General features: G+C 61.7%; 19 protein-coding genes. 14 read left to right on the plus strand and 5 right to left on the minus strand.

The window, feature by feature from the left end; all coding sequences use genetic code 11:
* Positions 1-62: 62 nt before the first annotated feature.
* The 10 genes from sucC to ACSQ3D_RS19210 all read left to right on the plus strand — a co-directional run bounded on the left by sucC (position 63) and on the right by ACSQ3D_RS19210 (position 13,060).
* Positions 63-1,223, plus strand: coding sequence for an ADP-forming succinate--CoA ligase subunit beta (gene sucC, locus ACSQ3D_RS19165; RefSeq protein WP_056411199.1), 1,161 nt, complete (start codon positions 63-65; stop codon positions 1,221-1,223).
* A gap of 15 nt (positions 1,224-1,238) precedes the next feature.
* On the plus strand, positions 1,239-2,135 hold the full coding sequence (gene sucD / locus ACSQ3D_RS19170) for a succinate--CoA ligase subunit alpha (protein WP_056411196.1): 897 nt from the start codon (positions 1,239-1,241) through the stop codon (positions 2,133-2,135).
* Between the two features lie 152 nt (positions 2,136-2,287).
* The gene (locus ACSQ3D_RS19175; RefSeq protein ID WP_056411194.1) at positions 2,288-2,977 is read left to right on the plus strand and encodes a TerC family protein; all 690 of its coding nucleotides are present in this window, start codon (positions 2,288-2,290) and stop codon (positions 2,975-2,977) included.
* 260 nt (positions 2,978-3,237) lie between these two features.
* A complete protein-coding gene (locus ACSQ3D_RS19180) occupies positions 3,238-5,838 on the plus strand; it encodes a CHASE2 domain-containing serine/threonine-protein kinase (protein WP_436127946.1) in 2,601 nt (866 codons plus the stop codon).
* Positions 5,839-5,855: 17 nt separating this feature from the next.
* Complete coding sequence (locus ACSQ3D_RS19185) at positions 5,856-6,644, plus strand: Stp1/IreP family PP2C-type Ser/Thr phosphatase (protein ID WP_082485727.1); 789 nt, start codon at positions 5,856-5,858, stop codon at positions 6,642-6,644.
* Between the two features lie 44 nt (positions 6,645-6,688).
* Positions 6,689-7,342, plus strand: a complete 654-nt coding sequence (locus tag ACSQ3D_RS19190; protein ID WP_056411189.1) for an FHA domain-containing protein — start codon at positions 6,689-6,691, stop codon at positions 7,340-7,342.
* 90 nt (positions 7,343-7,432) lie between these two features.
* Positions 7,433-9,694 (plus strand): CHASE2 domain-containing protein, encoded by a 2,262-nt coding sequence (locus tag ACSQ3D_RS19195; RefSeq protein WP_436127947.1) that lies wholly within the window; start codon positions 7,433-7,435, stop codon positions 9,692-9,694.
* 10 nt (positions 9,695-9,704) lie between these two features.
* Complete coding sequence (locus ACSQ3D_RS19200; protein ID WP_436127948.1) at positions 9,705-10,505, plus strand: MBL fold metallo-hydrolase; 801 nt, start codon at positions 9,705-9,707, stop codon at positions 10,503-10,505.
* 204 nt (positions 10,506-10,709) lie between these two features.
* Positions 10,710-11,219, plus strand: coding sequence for a pilin (locus tag ACSQ3D_RS19205; protein WP_436127949.1), 510 nt, complete (start codon positions 10,710-10,712; stop codon positions 11,217-11,219).
* Positions 11,220-11,323: 104 nt separating this feature from the next.
* On the plus strand, positions 11,324-13,060 hold the full coding sequence (locus ACSQ3D_RS19210; RefSeq protein ID WP_436127950.1) for a Wzy polymerase domain-containing protein: 1,737 nt from the start codon (positions 11,324-11,326) through the stop codon (positions 13,058-13,060).
* Positions 13,061-13,323: 263 nt separating this feature from the next.
* Here ACSQ3D_RS19210 and moaC read toward each other — a convergent pair whose 3' ends face one another.
* Entirely contained in the window at positions 13,324-13,812 is a 489-nt protein-coding gene (gene moaC, locus ACSQ3D_RS19215) for a cyclic pyranopterin monophosphate synthase MoaC (RefSeq protein ID WP_436127951.1), read from the minus strand.
* Between the two features lie 65 nt (positions 13,813-13,877).
* On the opposite strand from moaC, the gene tfpZ reads away from it, so the two are divergent.
* Both tfpZ and ACSQ3D_RS19225 read left to right on the plus strand, forming a co-directional pair.
* Positions 13,878-14,636 (plus strand): TfpX/TfpZ family type IV pilin accessory protein, encoded by a 759-nt coding sequence (tfpZ, locus tag ACSQ3D_RS19220; protein WP_436127952.1) that lies wholly within the window; start codon positions 13,878-13,880, stop codon positions 14,634-14,636.
* Positions 14,637-14,646: 10 nt separating this feature from the next.
* Positions 14,647-16,188, plus strand: coding sequence for a M48 family metalloprotease (locus ACSQ3D_RS19225; protein ID WP_436127953.1), 1,542 nt, complete (start codon positions 14,647-14,649; stop codon positions 16,186-16,188).
* Here the strand turns inward: ACSQ3D_RS19225 and ACSQ3D_RS19230 are convergent.
* The 3 genes from ACSQ3D_RS19230 to ACSQ3D_RS19240 all read right to left on the minus strand — a co-directional run bounded on the left by ACSQ3D_RS19230 (position 16,156) and on the right by ACSQ3D_RS19240 (position 17,893).
* Complete coding sequence (locus ACSQ3D_RS19230; RefSeq protein WP_056411181.1) at positions 16,156-16,509, minus strand: phage holin family protein; 354 nt, start codon at positions 16,507-16,509, stop codon at positions 16,156-16,158. The genes ACSQ3D_RS19225 and ACSQ3D_RS19230 overlap by 33 nt on opposite strands.
* Positions 16,510-16,609: 100 nt before the next feature.
* Positions 16,610-17,068 carry a hypothetical protein gene (locus ACSQ3D_RS19235; RefSeq protein WP_056411179.1) on the minus strand — a complete coding sequence of 153 codons (459 nt, stop codon included), beginning with the start codon at positions 17,066-17,068 and terminating at the stop codon, positions 16,610-16,612.
* A 90-nt stretch (positions 17,069-17,158) separates the two neighbouring features.
* The gene (locus tag ACSQ3D_RS19240) at positions 17,159-17,893 is read right to left on the minus strand and encodes a TerC family protein (RefSeq protein ID WP_056411178.1); all 735 of its coding nucleotides are present in this window, start codon (positions 17,891-17,893) and stop codon (positions 17,159-17,161) included.
* Between the two features lie 493 nt (positions 17,894-18,386).
* Between ACSQ3D_RS19240 and ACSQ3D_RS19245 the strand changes: the two genes are divergently transcribed.
* Entirely contained in the window at positions 18,387-18,833 is a 447-nt protein-coding gene (locus tag ACSQ3D_RS19245; RefSeq protein WP_436127954.1) for a DUF3717 domain-containing protein, read from the plus strand.
* 148 nt (positions 18,834-18,981) lie between these two features.
* Positions 18,982-19,287 carry a DUF2007 domain-containing protein gene (locus ACSQ3D_RS19250; protein WP_396507040.1) on the plus strand — a complete coding sequence of 102 codons (306 nt, stop codon included), beginning with the start codon at positions 18,982-18,984 and terminating at the stop codon, positions 19,285-19,287.
* 144 nt (positions 19,288-19,431) lie between these two features.
* Here ACSQ3D_RS19250 and ACSQ3D_RS19255 read toward each other — a convergent pair whose 3' ends face one another.
* On the minus strand, positions 19,432-19,992 hold the full coding sequence (locus ACSQ3D_RS19255; protein ID WP_396507038.1) for a YaeQ family protein: 561 nt from the start codon (positions 19,990-19,992) through the stop codon (positions 19,432-19,434).
* Positions 19,993-19,994: the final 2 nt, after the last annotated feature.

Below are 19,994 nucleotides of genomic sequence, written 5' to 3' on the forward strand. Positions count from 1 at the left end.
CCGCGGCCAGACAACTGTTCATGGTAAACGGGTAACTATCACCCTTCCCTGAGAGAGACCTCATGAAGATTCACGAATACCAAGGCAAGGAAATCTTGCGCAATTTTGGTGTGCCCGTTCCGCGTGGCATTCCCGCATTCACGGTACAAGAAGCCGTCGAAGCAGCCCAGAAGCTCGGCGGCCCCGTGTGGGTGGTCAAGGCCCAGATCCACGCCGGTGGCCGTGGCAAGGGCGGCGGCGTGAAGGTTGCCAAGACCATTGACGACGTCAAGCGCATCGCTGGCGAGATCCTGGGCATGCAGCTCAAGACCCATCAGACCGGCCCCGAAGGCCAGAAGGTCCGCCGCCTGTACATCGAAGACGGCGCCGACATCAAGAACGAACTGTACGTGTCCCTGGTCACCGACCGCGCCACGCAGAAGGTCGCCCTGATCGCGTCGAGCGAAGGTGGCATGGACATCGAGGAAGTGGCCCACTCCACCCCCGAGAAGATCATCACCGAGATGATCGATCCGATTGCCGGCATCACCACCGAGCAAAGCAAGAAGGTCGCAGCCGCCATCGGCCTGACCGGTGCCTCCATCGACCAGGCCGTAGACATCTTCGCCAAGATCTACAAGTGCTACATGGAAACCGATGCGTCGCTGGTGGAAATCAACCCGCTGAACTGCGACTCCAAGGGCAACCTGATGGCCCTGGACGCGAAGTTCAACTTCGACGCCAACGCGCTGTTCCGCCACCCCGAAATCGTGGCCTTCCGTGACCTGGACGAAGAAGATCCGGCCGAAGTGGAAGCCTCCAAGTTCGACCTGGCCTACATCAGCCTCGACGGCAACATCGGCTGCCTGGTGAACGGCGCCGGCCTGGCCATGGCCACCATGGACACCATCAAGCTGTTCGGCGGCGAGCCGGCCAACTTCCTGGACGTGGGCGGTGGTGCCACCCCCGAGAAGGTCACCGAAGCCTTCAAGATCATGCTCAAGAACCCCAAGGTCGAAGGCATTCTGGTCAACATCTTCGGCGGCATCATGAAGTGCGACACCATCGCCACCGGCGTGATCACCGCCTGCAAGGCCGTGAACCTGAACGTGCCGCTGGTCGTGCGCATGAAGGGTACGAACGAAGAACTGGGCAAGAAGATGCTGGCCGAGTCCGGCCTGCCCATCATCGCCGCAGACACCATGGCCGAAGCTGCGACCAAGATCGTTGCTGCCGTCAAGTAAGCCCGGAGAACACACATGTCGATCTACATCAACAAAGACACCAAGGTCATCACCCAGGGCATCACGGGCAAGACGGGCCAGTTCCACACCGAGAAGTGCCAGGAATACGCGAACGGCAAGAACGCCTTCGTGGCCGGCGTGAACCCGAAGAAGGCCGGCGAGTCGATCTTCAACATCCCGATCTACGCCTCCGTCAAGGAAGCCGCATCGCAGACCGGCGCGACCGTGTCGGTGATCTACGTGCCGCCCGCAGGCGCTGCCGCTGCCATCTGGGAGGCCGTCGAGGCCGACCTGGACATGGCCATCTGCATCACCGAAGGCATCCCCGTGCGCGACATGCTGGAAGTGCGCAACAAGATGAAGGCCAAGGAAGCCGCCGGCGGCAAGAAGACGCTGCTGCTGGGCCCCAACTGCCCCGGCCTGATCACGCCCGACGAAATCAAGATCGGCATCATGCCCGGCCACATCCACCGCAAGGGCCGCATCGGCGTCGTGAGCCGTTCCGGCACGCTGACGTACGAAGCCGTGGCCATGCTGACCGAAGTGGGCCTGGGCCAGTCGAGCGCCGTGGGCATTGGTGGCGACCCCATCAACGGCCTCAAGCACATCGACGTGATGAAGGCTTTCAACGACGATCCGGACACCGACGCCGTGATCATGATCGGCGAAATCGGCGGACCTGACGAAGCCGAAGCCGCCCAATGGTGCAAGGCCAACATGAAGAAGCCTATCGTGGGCTTCATCGCTGGCGTGACCGCCCCTCCCGGCAAGCGCATGGGCCACGCTGGCGCGCTGATCTCCGGTGGCGCCGACACGGCCGATGCCAAGCTGGCCATCATGGAAGAGTCGGGCTTCATCATCACCCGCAACCCTTCGGAATTGGGCAAGCTGCTCAAGGCCCAGCTCAAGTAAGCTGCCTGCCACACTGCGGCACGGGCATTCGTAAGCACAATTACGGACGCCCGCGACCGCCAGGCCAGATAAACTGGCCGCTCCAATAAAAAGAGAAGCGCTCGGAACCCTGGTTCCCGGCGCTTCTTGCATTCATAACAGTGGAGTTCAGTATGGAGTTTGTGCAAAGTGCCGATTTCTGGATCGGCCTGATGAAGATCGTCTGGATCAACATCATTCTTTCGGGCGACAACGCCGTGGTCATCGCCCTGGCGGCCCGCTCGCTTCCCCCCCATCAGCAGAGAAAAGCCGTCTTCTGGGGCTCCGGCGCCGCCGTGGTACTGCGGATCTTGCTCACCGTCGTGGCGGCCAAGCTGCTGGAGCTGTCGTTCCTGCAGATCATCGGCGGCTGCCTGCTGCTGTGGATCGGCTTTCAGCTGCTGAGCGATGACGAGGAAGACGAAGGCGAGTCCAAGACCTACGGCAGCCTCATGGCCGCCGTGCGCACGATCCTGATTGCCGACCTGGTGATGAGTCTCGACAACGTGATCGCCGTGGCGGCAGCCGCCCACGGCAACGTGGTGCTGCTGGTGCTGGGTCTGGCCATCAGCATTCCGCTGGTGATCTTCGGCAGCACGCTGATGATCAAGCTGATGGAGCGCTTTCCCGTCATCGTGCTGCTGGGTGCTGCATTGATCGGCTGGGTGGGCGGCGAAACCATCGCCAACGATGCGGCGCTGCACGGCTACGTGGCGGCGCACCCGTCACTCCACTACGTGGCAGCGGCCCTGGGCGCGGCCCTCGTGGTGGGCGCCGGCAAGTTCTGGGCTTACCGCTCGCGCCGAGCCAGCGCCGCCGCCTGAACGCCGCAGGCCCTCCGCATGTGACAAAAATGGCAGCAGCCATGCTGCCAGGGGCCTGGAGCGCGACAAGAACGACAGGGCCCGTGCCGGGCCAGTGGGCATCCTGCGGCTGCCGGGCCGCTCTGGGCGGGGGTTGGCGCTGGGCGCAGATATTGCTTCGAACCCACTTCAAACTCAGAGCGGAACGATAGCAAGTGGGACGAACAACCTCGGGACGGCAGCGTGGCCAATGGCGTACCGACGGTGTCCTGGCCGCTGTGATGGCTGCTGGGGTGACGGCGTTGCTGGTGGCCAGCGGCGCCGTTCAGCGGGCGGAAAACTTCGTCTATGACGCTGCTGCCAGTATCACGGCACCTGCTCCGCTGCCCGACATCGCCATCGTCGGCATCGACGACGCGAGCCTCCAGGCGCTGGGCAACCGACCCTGGGGACGCGATCTGGACGCCAGGCTGGTCGACCAACTGGCGGCGGCGGGCGCCAAGACCATCGTCCTGACGGGCCCGTTGTTCGAGCCGCAATCCGATCGCGGACTCGCCCAGATCCGCAAGATCCGCGAAACGCTGGCGCGCTCCGGGGACACATCGGCCACATCGACCGAACTGGCCCAGCTGGCCGCCGCAGCGGAAAACGACCTGGACACCGACGCGCGCCTGGCGGCCAGCCTCCAGCGTGCGGGCAACGTCCTGCTGGCCTCCCGGTATGCGCCGAGCGGCGCGTCGCTGCCACTGCCCCCCTACGCACACCGCGGCGCGCTGCCAGACCCTGGCGCGTTCGCCATCGCGCCCCCCTCCGTCCAGTACCCCACCGCCGGCCTGGGCGCCGCCGCAGCGGGCGTGGGCCACTGGGTCGCCGACACCGACGCGGATGGGGTCGTGCGGCAGATACCTTTGCTGGTGCGCCACAACAACATCGGCCTGCCGTCACTCGCGTTGCTCGCAGTGCGCCACAGCCTGCACCTCGGCCCCGGCGAGTTGCGCGTGGAAGAGGCGTCCCGGGGCCTGCGCCTGGGCGGCCTGCATGTCGCCACCGACGCCTCCGCGGTGCTGCGCCCGCGGTTTCATGCGCCGGCAGAGAACGCCGCGCCGGCGTTTGCCGTGACGCCATCTGCCAGCGTGCTGCAGGGCAAGGTGCCGCCGCAGACCTTCCGCGGCAAGCTGGTGCTGGTGGGCGCCCTGAGCGACTCCCTGGCCGCACCGCAGGCCCTGCCAGGCGGGCAGGCCGCATACCCGGTGGAGGTGCTGGCGCACACCGTGTCCTCCATCCGGCTGGGCCAGGGCGTGCTGCGTCCTTCGTGGACTCCCGCAGCGTCCTGGGGTGCCGCGCTACTGGCACTGGTGTTCGCAGCGCTGGTGCTTCCCAAACTCTCCCGTGCCGCGGGCTGGGTGGCCACCGCGACCGTGGTCGTCGTGCTGGCGGGCCTGGATTGGGCCCTGCTGCGCCACGCGGGCCTGTGGATACCGCTGGTCGCAGGCGTGGTCGCCCTGATCGCCGGGTGGCTTGCCGTCACGGCGCTGTCGCTGCGCAGCACGGCCAGCCAAGCCTCGTCGGCGGATGCCGCGGAAACCGATCGCATGATGGCCTTGGCACTGCAGGGCCAGGGGCAGCTGGACATGGCGTTCGAACGCCTGCGCAAGGTGCCCGCCAGCGACGCGGTGCTGGACAACCTCTACCACCTGGCCCAGGACTTCGAACGCAAGCGCAACCTGGCCAAGGCCAAGGCGGTCTACAAGCACATCCTCCAGCACAACCGCGACTACAAGGACGCCCGCAGCCGCTACAAGCGGATCCGCGCCCAGCTGCAGGCCGCCGATGCGCCGCCCAGCACACCGTCGTCACTCCCATCGCCGTTGTCGCAGCTGCCGCATTTGCCGGGGGATGCGGGCGTTGCGATTCCGATGCTGGGCCGCTATCACATCGACAAGGAACTCGGCAAAGGCGCCATGGGCATCGTGTACCAGGGCCGCGACCCGAAGATCGGCCGCGTGGTGGCGATCAAGACGCTGGCCTTGAGCGATGAGTTCGAAGGCGATGCGCTGGTGGACGCGCGAACCCGCTTCTTTCGGGAGGCCGAGACCGCGGGGCGCCTGCAGCACCCGCACATCGTGACGATCTTCGATGCCGGCGAGGAGCACGACCTGGCCTACATCGCCATGGAGTTCCTCCAAGGCGCGGACCTGGCGCCAGCGTGCCGCGCCGACCAGGTGTTGCCGGTGGCCACCGTGCTGTCCATCGCATCGCGGGTCGCCCAGGCCCTGGACTATGCCCATGCCCACCAGGTGGTGCACCGCGACATCAAGCCAGCCAACATCATGTTCGACCGCGCGACGGATACCGTGAAGGTCACGGATTTCGGCATCGCCCGCATCACGGACTCCAGCAAGACGCGCACGGGCCTCGTGCTGGGCACGCCCAGCTTCATGTCGCCCGAGCAGCTGGCGGGCAAGAAGGTGGACGGCAGATCTGATCTTTATTCGCTGGGCGTCACGCTGTTTCAGCTGTTGACGGGTTCGCTGCCGCTGCGTGGCGAGTCGATGACGGAGCTCATGCACAAGATCGCGAACGTGGATGCGCCGGACATTCGCCAGCTGCGGCCCGAGCTCTCGCCGGCCGTGGCCCAGGTGGTGGCCACAGCCCTTCAAAAGCGCCAGGAGGCGCGGTACCAAACGGGCCGGCAGTTTGCAGACGCTCTGCGGCAGGCGGGCGCCCAGGCCGGACAGACGGGTGCACCGGAGGCCGGGGCAGTCGTCTATGATGCGGACCGCGATGCAACAGGGCATGAGATGGTGGATTTTCAGGAAACCGTGACGGAGACACCCGCGGGGCGGGCCGCGGCGTCCCCGCCGATTTCAAGCGCCCGATGACGCTCGCCCCAACATCCATGACCTACGAATTTTTCGCGCGGACTGACAAGGGTCGCGTGCGTACGAACAATGAAGACGCGGTAGCCGTTGACCGCGATGCGCAGGTCGCCATCCTGGCCGATGGCATGGGGGGCTATAACGCCGGCGAAGTCGCCAGCGGCATGGCGACCACTTTCATCCGCACGGAAATGGCCCGATGGCTCGGCCAGGCGGGCACCACGCCGCAGACCACCGATGTCCGCCGGGCGCTGGAGATTTGCGTGGAAAACGCCAACCACGCCATCCTGGGGGCGTCGCTGTCGAACCCCCAGTATGCGGGCATGGGCACCACGCTGGTGGTGGGTGTGTTTCACGGCAGCCGGCTGATCCTGGGCCACATCGGCGATTCCCGCTGCTACCGCTTGCGCGATGGTGCATTGCAGCAGATTACACGGGACCATTCCTGGCTGCAGGAGCAGGTCGATGCCGGCTTGCTCACGGCCCAGCAGGCCGCCTTGTCCACCAACCGCAACCTCGTCACCCGCGCACTGGGCGTGGAGCCGAACGTGATGATGGAAGTCAACGAGTTCCAGGTGGCGCCCAACGACCTGTTCCTCATGTGCTCGGATGGCCTGACCGACATGGTGGCCGACGCGGACCTGGCCGAGCTGGTGCGTGCACCGATACCGCTGGAAGAAAAAGCCACACTGCTCGTCGACACCGCCAACGCGAACGGCGGGCGTGATAACGTGAGCGTACTGCTGGTGCAGGCTGCGGCAGGGGGCAAAAAACGCAGCCTTGTGTCCCGATTGCTCGGAGCCTCGTGACTGGCTCCCAATACAACAATTACTCATCACATCAGGAGTGGATCATGCCCAAAATGATCGTTTCAATCGACGGCGTCGTCATCAAGGAAGTCCAGCTGACTAAAGAGCGCACCACGCTCGGCCGTCGCCCGTACAACGACATCGTGATCGACAACCTTGCGGTCAGTGGCGAGCACGCGGTCATTCACATGCTGGAGCAGGATGTCGAGATCGAGGACCTGGGCAGCACCAACGGCACCTATGTGAACGCCAAGGCCGTGAAGCGCCAGGAGCTGCGCAACGGCGACACCATCGAGGTGGGCAAGTACAAGATCCGCTTCCTGCACGAGGCCGAGGGCCAGAACTTCGAGAAGACGATGATCTTCAAGCCGGGGATGGTGCCGCCCTTGGGCACAGCCTCCCGGCCAGCGCCCCTGGGCGCGGCACCCGTGGCGCCGATTTCGGCAGTCATCCGCGTGATGTCCGGCGCTGCGGCCGGGCGTGAAGTCTCCCTGCAAAAGGTCGTCACCACCATCGGCAAGCCCGGCGTGGCGGTTGCCTCCATCACCAAACGCCACCAGGGGTTCGTGCTGGCCCATGTGGAAGGGCCGGACATGCCGCTGCTCAACGGCACATCCATCGGCAGTGCGCCCGTGCCCCTGAAGAACGGTGACCGGCTGGAGCTGGCCGGGACGGAAATGCAGTTCGAGCAGACCTGACGCGCAGGCTGAATGAACGGGCCGAGCAGCACTGCCTGAGCCATCGGCCCGGACTTCCGATCCCCGCACCACCCACGCCGGACGGAAGTCATGTGGAAGCACATCGCACAGCTGGCTCGCCGACGCTGGCGGCGCACTGTGGTGACGCTGATCCCTCTTGTCTTTGCGCTGCTGCACCTGTCGGGCATTCTTCCCCTGCAGATGCTGGAGCGGCTGGACAACATCTTTTATGACATCCGATTGCGCGCCACGATGCCGCGCACGCTGGACGAGCGCATCGTCATCGTCGACATCGACGAAAAAAGCCTGGAGCGGGTAGGCCACTGGCCCTGGGGGCGGGACAAGATGGCCACCCTGGCCCAAGAGCTGTTCGAGCGGCAACAGGTGGCGGTGGTGGGCTTCGATGTTCTTTTCGCGGAGACCGATGGAAGCTCCGGACTCCGCAACCTGCAGCAACTGGCCCAGGGTGCGCTGAGCGACCAACCCGCATTCAAGGAGCAGCTGGAGCGCCTGGCGCCATCCCTGGACTTCGACACGCTCTTCGCTGAATCATTGAAGGGGCGCCCGGCTGTGCTGGGCTACTACCTCACCAGTGACAAGGAGGGCCGGACCAAGGGCGTCCTGCCGCCTCCCGCACTTCCGGCAGAGCGCTTGCGTGGCCTGCCCCTCAAGGCCTATTCATGGGGAGGGTACGGCAGCAACATCGGCATTCTCGCTGGTGCAGTGCCCATCGCCGGCTTCTTCAACTCCGTGACCGATGAGGACGGGGTGGTGCGGGCACTGCCTTTGCTCGCAGAGTACCAGGGCAAGTACTATGAGTCGCTTGCCCTTGCGATGTTTCGCACCGCGTTGGGCCTGCCCGAAATCCACCCCGGCTTTGCAAACCCTGCGCCGGACGGCACCTATGACACGCTGCACAGCGTTGCACTGGTGCAGGACGGGCGTGCGCTGGCGCTTCCGGTGGATGACCGGCTGGCCACCCTCATTCCCTTTCGCGGCCCCGGCGATATTGGCGGTGGATCCTTCCGCTATCTTTCCGCATCAGACGTTCTGGAAGGCAGGCTCGCTGCGAACGAACTCAAGGATCGGCTGATCCTGGTCGGCTCCACAGCACCCGGCTTGCTGGATTTGAGGGTCACGCCCGTGGGCCGCGCCTACCCGGGCGTCGAAACGCATGCCAACGTCCTGTCCGCGTTTCTGGACGGCAAGAACATTGTGCGACCGGACTACGCCGCCGGGTTTGACGCCTTGCAATTGCTGTGCGCGGGCCTGTTGCTGGCATTCGCGTTGCCTGCGCTGTCAGCGGCATGGGCGGTCTTGATGAGCGTGGGACTGGTGAGCGGCTTGACGGCCCTCAACCTGTGGCTCTACCTCAGCCACGGGCTGGCACTGCCCCTGGCCAGCGCGGTCGTGATGGTTGTTTTGGCGTTCACGCTGAACATGGTCTACGGCTACTTTGTGGAAAGCCGCTCCAAACGGGAACTGGCCGCGCTGTTCGGCACTTACGTCCCGCCAGAACTGGTGGACGAGATGGTCAAGCAGCCCGACAACTACAGCATGCAGGCCAGCAACCAGGAGCTCACGGTCATGTTCTGCGACATGCGAGGCTTCACAGCCATGTCAGAACAGATGGAGCCGCTGCAACTGCAGGCGTTGCTCAACGACGTGTTCAGCAGGCTGACCCACATCATCCGCAGCCATCGGGGAACCATCGACAAGTACATGGGGGACTGCGTAATGGCGTTTTGGGGCGCGCCGGTGCCGACTCCTGACCATGCTCGGCTGGCTGTGCAGGCGGCTCTTGATATGGCCAAAGCTATCGAAGAGGTGAATGTTCTGCACCGGGAGCGGGGTCTGCCTGAGATTGGAATCGGCATCGGGCTCAACACGGGCAACATGTGCGTTGGCGACATGGGGTCCGATATCCGGCGCAGTTACACAGTCATTGGAGATGCCGTCAACCTGGGATCACGGCTTGAGGGCTTGTCGAAATACTACGGCGTGCGGACCGTGGTGAGCGAAACAACGTTCGCGCAAGCGCCGCAATTCGCGTGGCTGGAGCTGGACAGGGTACGGGTCAAAGGCAAAGCACAAGCAGTGGCTATCTATTCGCCCACTGCAGTTCTAGGCGGGCAGTCAGAATCAGATCGTGCAGACCTGCGAAGTTGGCGCGAGGCGCTGGATGCCTACCGCGCGCAAGATTGGGCACAATGCGACAGATTGTTGACACAATTGAAGCGCAGTCAAAGCGCATCCCCCATCTTTGATTTGTACTTGGCACGGTTGGAGGTTTTGCGCCAACAAGCTTTCGATCCCGCATGGGACAACGCGACAAATTTCGAAACCAAATAGCAAGGCAGGCATGAAGGTTCGCGTACTCGGTTGCTCTGGTGCCATTGCCAAGGACTGCAGGACTACGTCATTTCTCATCAACGACAGTGTTCTTGTTGATGCGGGGACCGGCGTGGGTGACCTGACCCTGGACGAGATGCGCAAGATTGACCATGTGCTGCTCACGCATTCGCATTTGGACCATATTGCCGCGCTTCCGTTGATGCTGGACGCAGTGTCATCGTTGCGTACCGCGCCTGTCACGATCTATACACTGCCCGAAACCATTGACGCACTACAAAACCACATCTTCAACAACGTCATCTGGCCGGATTTCAGCCGAATCCCGAGCGCGTTAAGCCCCTTTTTAACCTACCAGCAAATTGCCGAGGGCGAAATCCTGCAGGTGGCAGATCTTGCGGTGGAGGCGCTTCCCGCAGTCCACTCTGTGCCGGCACTAGGTTACGCCATCAAAGGCGATACGGGATGGTGGGTCTTCAGTGGAGATACTGAGCGCAATCCCACATTCTGGGAGCGCGTCAACCAGCTTCCGGTCGCGTTGCTCGTGATCGAGACTGCTTTCAGCAACCGGGAGCAGGAGTTAGCAAAGCGAAGCTCGCACCTTTCACCTGCGACTCTGGCCGCGGAGCTGGCATGCATAGCGCAGGACCGTGTTTACCCGATCTTTGTAACGCATACCAAGCCCTCTGAGACTGCGCTGATCATGAGAGAAATTGAAACCTCAGGGATTGTGGCCGGTGAGACGACGTACAGGTTGCCGGTTGCTCGCAGCATCCAGTGGTTGAAAGCCGGCCAGTTGTTCGAACTCTAGCGCCATCCAGGCGGACAAAAATGTCAAAATCCCTACCAAAAGCAGACATTTCTTTACAAAATTGACGCTCGCTGACGCGCTGCCGTTGGATCAAACCTAGTTCGTTGTGCCGGTAGCTCCTTGGCACAAAATCTGCTGTACTGAGTCCAGCCTGGAGAACTTTCGACAGGTGTATCGATGGCAACCTACTCCCAGGAGAATTTTATGAAGCGTTCTATCCAAAAGGGTTTCACCCTTATCGAACTGATGATCGTGGTCGCGATCATTGGTATCCTGGCCGCCGTAGCCCTGCCCGCATATCAGGACTACACCATCCGCGCCAAGGTCTCTGAAGTTATTTTGGCTGGCTCACAGTGTCGCACCAGCATTACAGAAACCGTTCAAACCATCTCGAGCTCTGCACTTCCTGCAGCTAATGCATGGGGCTGCGAGCAAAATACTGCGGAGAACACCTCCAGCAATCCAACCAAGTATGTGATGTCCATCATCACAACCAATGCTGGCCTTGTGACCATTCATACTACGGCAGAAGCCAGCCTTAAAGAAGCCGGCGATAAGGAAGTCGTGATGACCCCTTACAAGAAGACTGGAGCTACAACCTCCGCCCCCATTACCAATTCTGATGTAAACATTACTGTTTACGAATGGAAATGTGGTCCAGGGGGCACGAAGCCTATGCCTGCTAAATATCTGCCCGGCTCTTGCCGCGGTTAATTCAGATTTGATATCCTGCTCACAGAGAGCGGGACTCTGCATTATGAGCGGTGCGCCGATTTTTTGGCGCACCGCTTTTTTTATTCCGTCATCATCGTTGAATTATGAAAATGGCGAAAGAAAAAATGCTTTTATGGACCGGCACGGTGTTGTGTCTTGCGTACCTTTTGCCAAATCACTACTCCCCTTGGCTTAGCTATCATCAAGAAATATCTGCGGCTTTCGCTTTCGCTCCCCTGTTGGCGTGGGCTTGCACAAAGGCTGCGCCTATTCCGAACGTTACGTATGGAGCTTTTGCGCTTGCTTTGGTTCCTGTCGCCCAACTCGCTACCGGACACCTGCACTTTCCTACCGATGGGTGGATGTCGTGCCTTTATCTGCTTGGCTTCGGCTTATCCGCTTACGCTGGGGCACTTTGCGAAAAGCATTTTCCTCAGCTGCAGCAGAGTAGACAACGCTTCAATCCTGTCGAATCGTTGTGGATCGCCATACTGGTCGCAGCGCTATTTTCAGCAGTCATAGCGCTTCATCAATGGTTGCTGCCGGCGCATCAAGGTATTTTCATTGCTGAAGTGCCTCCGCGAGGCCGTCCATTTGCCAACTTGGCACAGCCCAACCAACTAGCTACGCTGTTGCTGCTTGGAATCGCGGGTTTGGTTTACTTGTGGGAGGGCCGCCAGCTGAAATCAACTTTAGCGATGGTGGCGGCTTTTCTACTACTGTGGGCTTTGGTCATGACAGGATCACGGTCAGTCCTGCTCGCTCTGATGTGGCTTGTTCCTGGATATGCTCTACTGCGCAAGAGATGCAACTTGCGAACAGCTCCAAGCGCAGTGATTGCTGCGGTGGCATTTTATCTAGCCGCTATCTGGCTGTGGCCGTTGCTAAGCGATCTCCTACTTCTAGATTCAGGCGCGAATACAGCATTGGAGCGTATGCATACCCCGGGAGTCCGTAGTTTGATATGGCTTTCCATGCTGGATGCCATTGGTCGAGCCCCATGGTTCGGCTATGGATGGGGCCAAGTTAGCATCGCACAAATAGCCGTGACATTAGATCATCCACCTACCCATTTATTGCTGGAAAGCGCACACAACCTGCTTTTGGACTTAGCACTCTGGAATGGCTTGCCCATCGCACTTGCAACGACTGCCGGCTTGATAATCTGGTTTCTTCACCAACTGCACCGCTGCAATAGCCCTAAAAGGTGGGCCACCCTCATGGGTATTTCAGTAGTATTTAATCATACAATGGTGGAGTTCCCACTCAACTACGCATACTTTTTGTTGCCCATTGGGTTCTTCATGGGGGCGATGTCAAATCCGGTCACGGGTAAATGTGCTTTGAAAAATAAGCTATTTAGCGTTCGCACGCAATACAGTACAATTATAGCAACAGGAGCTATCGCTGCGGCCTTAACTGCGGTGGTCGCGATAGAATATTTCCCGATTGAATCAGACTGGAGCCTGATGCGCTTTCAGCAGGCAAAAATCGGAAACTCTGCTGCCACGGAACCGCCGCAAGCATTGATTCTCACAAGTCTGGTACAATTTTTGAAGTTTTCTCGCACCGAGGCTGAGCCCGATATGTCATCAGCGGAACTTGAAGCGATGCGACGCGCTTCGGAAAGATTTGCATATGCAGCGCCCATGTTCAAATATGCACTTGCCCAAGCGCTGAATGGTCAAACTCATAACGCATTATTGACGCTGGAAAAAATGTGTTCCATGCAACCGCAGGAAATCTGCCACAAGGCGCAGTCTCAATGGGAAATATTGTCGAAAGGTGCTCACCCGGAGTTAACGAAAATAAAATTTCGCCACATCCCAGAAGATCAATGAACTAGAATTCATATTGGCACCGCCGCATCAATCAGCTTCGACACACTTGCGTGAAAATATCAGTCAATAATAATTTTCCGCGTAACTCAGAGGCACCATTATCTCAAATTTTTTAAAACCAAACCGCACTTATTTATTCAAAATTAATACAATTAGAACGAGAGAATATGCATCTATCCGGATGACCAAATAACAGTTCGGCAGCCATGTACAGGAAGCAAATTCCTCCAGAGCTTGCCTCATTATTTTTCTCAACCTGCCCCTCATCCGGCGACAAAGCTTCCAGACTTTCCACCGTGCTTCTCCATCACCTTCACCCCACAGATCAACATACCTCTGTCTACAGCCTTGCACATGTCGTAAATGGTCAGCAACGCGATTTGCACAGCCATAAGAGCCTCCATCTCAACCCCTGTCTGCGCGACGGTTTCTACCGTCGCCAAACAAGTGACACCTACAGTGCCCGGGCAAATAGGGGATGCGGCTTTAAACTCAAGTGCCACGCGGGTCAAGAAAAGTGGATGGCATAGAGGAATCAGTTCGCTGGTTCTTTTGGCAGCCTGTATACCAGCAATGCGCGCGATGCCCAGCACATCGCCCTTGTTGGCCACTCCGGCCTCAATCAAAGCCAGCGTCTCTGGCAGCATTTCAATGCGACCGCTGGCCACAGCGACTCGGCGTGTTAAGGGCTTGGTCGCGACATCGACCATGTGGGCTTGGCCTTGTGCATCGAAGTGAGTAAGTTCGGACATGAGTTAAATATACAAATTATTGCACTTGTGCATTGAAAATTTATCGGCGAGGATATCATACGACCATGTGGAATTTGAAAGAACGCTTGCTCGCAAGCGGCATTCATCTCAGCATCAGTATCTGCATCGTAGGGTTTGCTGCCCTGCTCGTCTTCGGACTATGGTATCCATATCCTTATTGGGAGGTTTCCGGAGGACGTACACTGTTTTTGCTTATGGCTTGCGTAGACGTTGCTATCGGGCCTTTGATTACATTGATCGTTTTCAACAGAGCTAAACCTAGACGGGAACTGGTCCTGGACTTCACTGTGGTGGGATTACTCCAGATAGCAGCATTGAGCTACGGCATGTGGGCGGTTTTCGTCGCCCGCCCGGTTCATCTTGTGTTCGAGTACAGTCGCATGACTGTTGTCCACGCCATCGACATAGATGACACACTGCTTACCAAAGCGCCGGTGTCGTTGAGAAGGCTTCCAATCACTGGGCCTACTACGATATCACTAAGGCCCTTCAGGGACGCGACTGAACAGTTTGACTTAACTATGGCCGCTATTGAAGGCATCCCGCTTTCGGCTCGCAGCGATCTGTGGCAATCTTTTGACGATAGCATCGTGGACATACTCAAAGAAGCCAAGCCGGTCGAAGATTTGCGCGTGCGGTTTATAAAACAAGTTGCGCTAATTGACAAAAGTATCAAAAAGACAGGCCTGCCCGCATCCCAATTACGTTACCTACCACTTGTGGGACGCAACAACGCTTGGACTATATTGCTGGACGCTTCCACCGCCAAACCTTTGGGATTTCTCCCTCTGGACTCTTTCTGAGTTAACTCTCATGGTGCCGCAAAGTCTCCGTTTTGTGACGCAATCACTTGCGACCTTTGTATTAGTGATAGTGTGCACTGTCGCAGTATATTCGCCGTGCGTTTCGGCACAAAGCAGGCTCCCAATTCTGGGAGAAAGCAGCGACCTCACCACCAGCGCCGAGCGCCGGCTGGGTGACCGCATTATCCGCGAGCTTTACCGCGACCCCGACTACATCGACGACCCCGTGGTGGGCGACTATGTCCAGGGCATCTGGCAGCCGCTGGTGGCAGCTGCCAAAGCCCGTGGCGAGCTCTCCCCCGAGCTGGACGAGCGCTTTGCGTGGGAGATTCTGCTCGGGCGTGACCGGACGGTGAATGCGTTTGCGCTGCCCGGCGGCTACCTGGGGGTGCACCTGGGCCTCATCGGGGTGGTCACCACGCGCGACGAGCTGGCTTCGGTGCTGGCCCATGAGCTCAGCCATGTCACGCAGCGCCATATCTCCCGCCTGATCACTCAGCAAAGCAAGCAGACGCCCCTGCTCCTGGGGGCGATGATCCTGGGCGCGCTGGCGGCCAGCAAGAACCCGGGCGCGACGCAGGCCCTGGTGGTCGGCGGGCAGGCGCTGGCCATGCAGAACCAGCTGAATTTCTCGCGCGACATGGAGCGCGAGGCGGACCGGATCGGCTACGGACTGATGGCGCCGGCCGGGTTTGCGCCCCAGGGTTTCGTGAGCATGTTCGAGAAGCTCCAGCAGGCCAACCGCTTGAACGACAACGGTTCCTGGCCCTATCTGCGCAGCCATCCGCTGACCAGCGAGCGCATGGCAGACATGCACTCGCGCATGCCGCCCGGCGCGGCGGCTGCGCCCACAGCGGCGCCGGCGGGCACGATGGAGCACGCGATGGTGGCAGCGCGTGCGCGGGTGCTGTCCAACCCCGGGGTCGACACGCTGCGCCAGTGGGTGGCCGAGCCTCAGGGCACGGGATTTGCCTCGCTGCCGGCCAACCGCCGCGCTGCCGTGCTGTATGCGGCAGCCCTCGGCAGCAACCAACTGCGGGATGCGCAGGGTGCGCGCTCGGCGGCCAGGAAGCTGGACGAACTGGCCCGCAACGACCCCGCTGCCCATCGGCTGGCCCGCTTGCTGAGCGCTGAAATCGAACTGGCCGCGGGCGACGCCACCGCGGCTTTGAATGCGCTGCCCGCCGAGCAAGGCGCGCCACGCCGCCCGGACCTGGCCCTGCGCACCCAGGCCCTGCTGCGGCTCGGGCGCGCTGCCGAGGGCACGGGCGCGCTGCAGACCTGGGTGGCGACGCACCCCCGGGATGCGACGGTGTGGCAGTTGCTGGCGTCGAGCTGGCAGGCCCAGGGCCAGCCGCTGCGCGCCGTGCGTGCCGAAGCCGAGGCCCACGCCGCCCGCTATGACTATGCGGCGGCAGTGGACCGGTTCAAGGCCGGGCAGGATCTGGCACGGCGCGGCGGGCCGCAGGTGGACCACATCGAAGCGTCCATCGTCGACACGCGGCTGCGCGCGGTGGAGCTACTTCTTCGAGAACAGGCCGCCGAGCGCTGACTCGATCAGAACACCCAGGACGGTGTAGATCAGAGACCCGATGAGGGCGGCTGCAAAGCCCTGCACGTGGAAGCCGTCCAGCACGGCCGCGGCGGCCCAGAACATCAGCGCGTTGATGACGAACAGGAAGAGCCCCAGCGTGACGACGGTGACCGGCAGGGTCAGCACCACCAGCACGGGCCGCAGGACCACGTTGAACAGCCCGATGACGAAAGCCGCGATCAAGGCCGACGTGAAGCTTTTCACCTCAACCCCGCTGTAGATGTAGGCCACGAACAGCAGCGACGCTGCGCTCAGCAGCCATTTGAGAAGAAGTTTCATGGCCAAAGAATAGCACCGGCCAGCCACAACGAAAAAGGGCCCGTGAGGGCCCTTTCAGCATGCCAACCCGCGCCATGAAGCGGGCTGTCCAGCGCTCTTTTTACTCCAGTGCCAGCACCCACAGGGCGCCAAAGCCGGTGAGCAGGCTGCCCAGCAGCGTGCCCGGCCGCGGCGACGACCAGCGGCGGCCTGCGGCGGCCTGCGCTTCGGGGGTGTCGGACTTGGGCCGGCGGGCGTCCACCACCTGGGCCGCGGACGGCTGGGCTGCCTGCAGCTGCTCGGTCAGCTCCACCAGCGGGCCCTTGGCCACCACGGTGGTCACGCTGCTCGCGGGCGCCCGCAGCGCGGGCAGGATCTGCGAGAACAATTTGTCGGCCCACTTGGCGCGCCAGTTCTCGCGCGCGCTGTGGCTCACCCATTTGCTGATGCGGTGGGTCATGCGGGGAGCGCAGGCGACCAGCACCCACTGGGTATGCTTCGTGGCATCCCGGGCAAACAACGGCGCCAGCACCTGTTCGGCGTATGCCGCGTCGTCCACATACACGATGACTCTGTCCATACCATCTCCTGTTGAGAGCCAAAGGCCCGGAGTGCGACATGCCCCCAGGCCCCGGGTCGATTCCAAAGAGCGCCCGATAGCGCCTGGCGATCAGCCTTGCTGCTCGGCAGGCGCGGCGGCTGCGCGGCGCGACAGGACGAACTTGCCGGCTGCCAGGACGAGCAGTGCACCTGCCACGCTCGCACCATAGCGGATCAGGTCCGTCTGCGGCAGCTTGACCATCCACTGCCACTTGTCGGGGTTGGCGAACACGGGGTCGGTGACCAGCATGCCGCCGGCGATCCAGCCCAGCAGCATGCCGCCGGCCGTGATGATCAGGGGGAAGCGCTCCATGAGCTTGATGACCAGCTGGCTGCCCCAGACGATGATCGGGATGGAGATGAGCAGGCCCAGCACCACGAGCAGGAACGAGTGTTCGCCCGCATTCTGGGCGGCGCCGGCGATGGCGATGACGTTGTCGACGCTCATGACCAGGTCGGCCACGATGATGGTCTTGATGGCGGCCAGCAGCTTGTCGCTGCCCTGCACGTCGCCGTGGCCGTCTTCATCGGGGGCCAGCAGCTTGATGCCGATCCAGACCAGCAGCAGCGCGCCCACGAACTTGAGGAACGGCAGCGCCAGCAGTGTCATCGCGAAGGCGATCAGGATCACGCGCAGGATGATGGCACCGGCGGTGCCCCAGATGATGCCCTTGGTGCGCTGGGCGGGCGGCAGCTTGCGGCAGGCCAGCGCAATGACCACCGCGTTGTCGCCCCCGAGCAGGATGTCGATGATGATGATCTGCCCCAGGGCGATCCAGAATTCGGGCGAAGCCAAAAAGTCCATAAATTCCTCTGTATCAATGCGCGCGAAAGGAGGATCCCGGTGCCACTGTAGCGCCGAGTCCGTCCAAGGGATAGAGGGCCTGCGATGAGAGGATCAAGGGCGCGCCCGAGAAGGGCATGGATATGCGAAGGACGGCCTTGATCAGCCCTGTGCAGGGCCCATCAAAGGTCTTGCTCAGCCCGGAGCATGGTGAGTGCGCCTGGCCCGGACCGCCGGAAGCGCGGTGCGCGCTTCGTACTGACGACGGTTCCGATGCCTCGCCACCCCCAGGACCAGGTGTCTGGCCGTGCCGGGTGGCAAGTCGGGAGCTACTCCCCTTCGAAGCTGCGATTGGAACATCGCCAGCGCTTGCGCGCAAGGGCGGCTCGTTGTGGTTAATGCGTACAGCGGTACCCCGGAATCTCTGCCAGTGCGCCCGCGGCAGGCAAATAACACCGCTGGCAGGAGGCCCGGGGGCGGGCAGCTATGATCCAGCCCCTTCTGATCTTTCTCCATGGCCGTTCTCCACATCACCGACATCGAAGCTGCGATCAACCATTGGCGCAGGCGCTGCCCGTCGCCCGATGGCGTGAGCCTGGCGCCGGAGATCTGCGCCCTGGGCGAGCTGTACGCGCTCATGGTGTTCCGGCGCGAGGACGAGGTCGACGAAGCGGCCGTGACCACCGAGGCCCATGCCGCATGGCAGGCCTGGTACGACACCACGCCCGATACGCCGTGCATTGCCATCTGCTCCACCAGCCAGGGCGATGACCTGTGCAAAGGTTGCGGGCGCACGTTTGACGAAGTGCAGTTCTGGCCCGCATTCACGCCGGCGCAAAAGCGCGTAGTGTGGCGGCGCATCACGCTGGAGCACTCGGCCTGGCGCTTCAACCGGTACGCGGAGCGTGCGGCCGAAGGCGCGTCAACCCGGTCCGCTGCTGCTGCCGAGGCCGCCTCCTGAAGAAGGCTGGCGGTCGGCTGCTGTCACCCTGGCTGTCAGTCCTGCACGACCCGCTGAACGTGCAACACGCAGGGGAACAGGAGCGGCAGGGGCAACGGAAGAGGCCGCAGGGCTGTACGCCACGGGAGCAAACCGCTATGGTGGGCCCATGCTGCGCCTGACCCAAGCCCCGAACATCGCGATTGCCACGCTCTGGGCAGACCTGCTGTGCGAGGCGGGCATGGCGGCGTCGGTACAGCGCCAGTACCTGGGGGCGGCAGCGGGCCACCTGCCGCCCGACCAGTGCCTGCCCGAGATCTGGCTGGAGTACGACGAACACGCCACCCCTGCCCGCAGTCTGCTCCAGGCACTGGAGGACCTGCCCCAGCGCCGCTGGGACTGCCGCTGCGGCGAGATGGTGGAGGGCGGTTTCGAGCAGTGCTGGCAATGCGGCGCGCTCATGCCGCGCGAATGACCGGCACCGCCAGAGCGAAGCAATTCAGCGCAGCTGAATGCGATGCGATGCAATCACTATCAAATTAATAGCTGCTAGCGCCCACCTATCATGCGGTAGCTGCCTTTTTCCCTATTGCTGAACGCTGAATCCTGGAATCCGGCATCACTTCCAGCGCACGGGCTCCACGTGCACGCTGCCCTGGTTGCTGCTCAGGGTGATCGCGCCCTCCTGCACCGTGGCCTGCAGCTGCATGCTGCGCTCGGCCAACTGGGCCAGCGCCTGGGATGCCTCGCTGGGGATGCGCCAGACCTGCAGCTTGTCCAGGCGGGAGAGCTTGGTCTCGATGCCCCGCCACCACACCTCGGCCGCATGGTGAAAGCAGTAGACGATCACCGCGTCCGACTTGCTGCAGGCCTTGGTCAGCGGCTTGTCCTCCGGCTGGCCCACTTCGATCCACACGCGCTTGCGGCCGGTGAAGTCGGTCAGCGACGCATCGGGATCGTCCGGGTCGGACAGCCCCGCGCCAAAGGTCAGCGTGCCGTCGCCCTTGCACAGGTCGTTGAGCTGGTGGGCCTGGATGGCCAGGGCCACCAGACGGATCATCATGCGCTCGTCGGTTTCGCTGGGGTGGCGGGCCAGGGTGAGCGCGTGGTCGGCGTAGTAGCCGTGGTCGATGTCGGCAAGTTGAAGATTCGCTTTGAATATTGTTGATTTGATGGCCATTC

Source organism: Acidovorax sp. LjRoot117 (assembly GCF_964252695.1).
Lineage (GTDB): Bacteria > Pseudomonadota > Gammaproteobacteria > Burkholderiales > Burkholderiaceae_C > Acidovorax.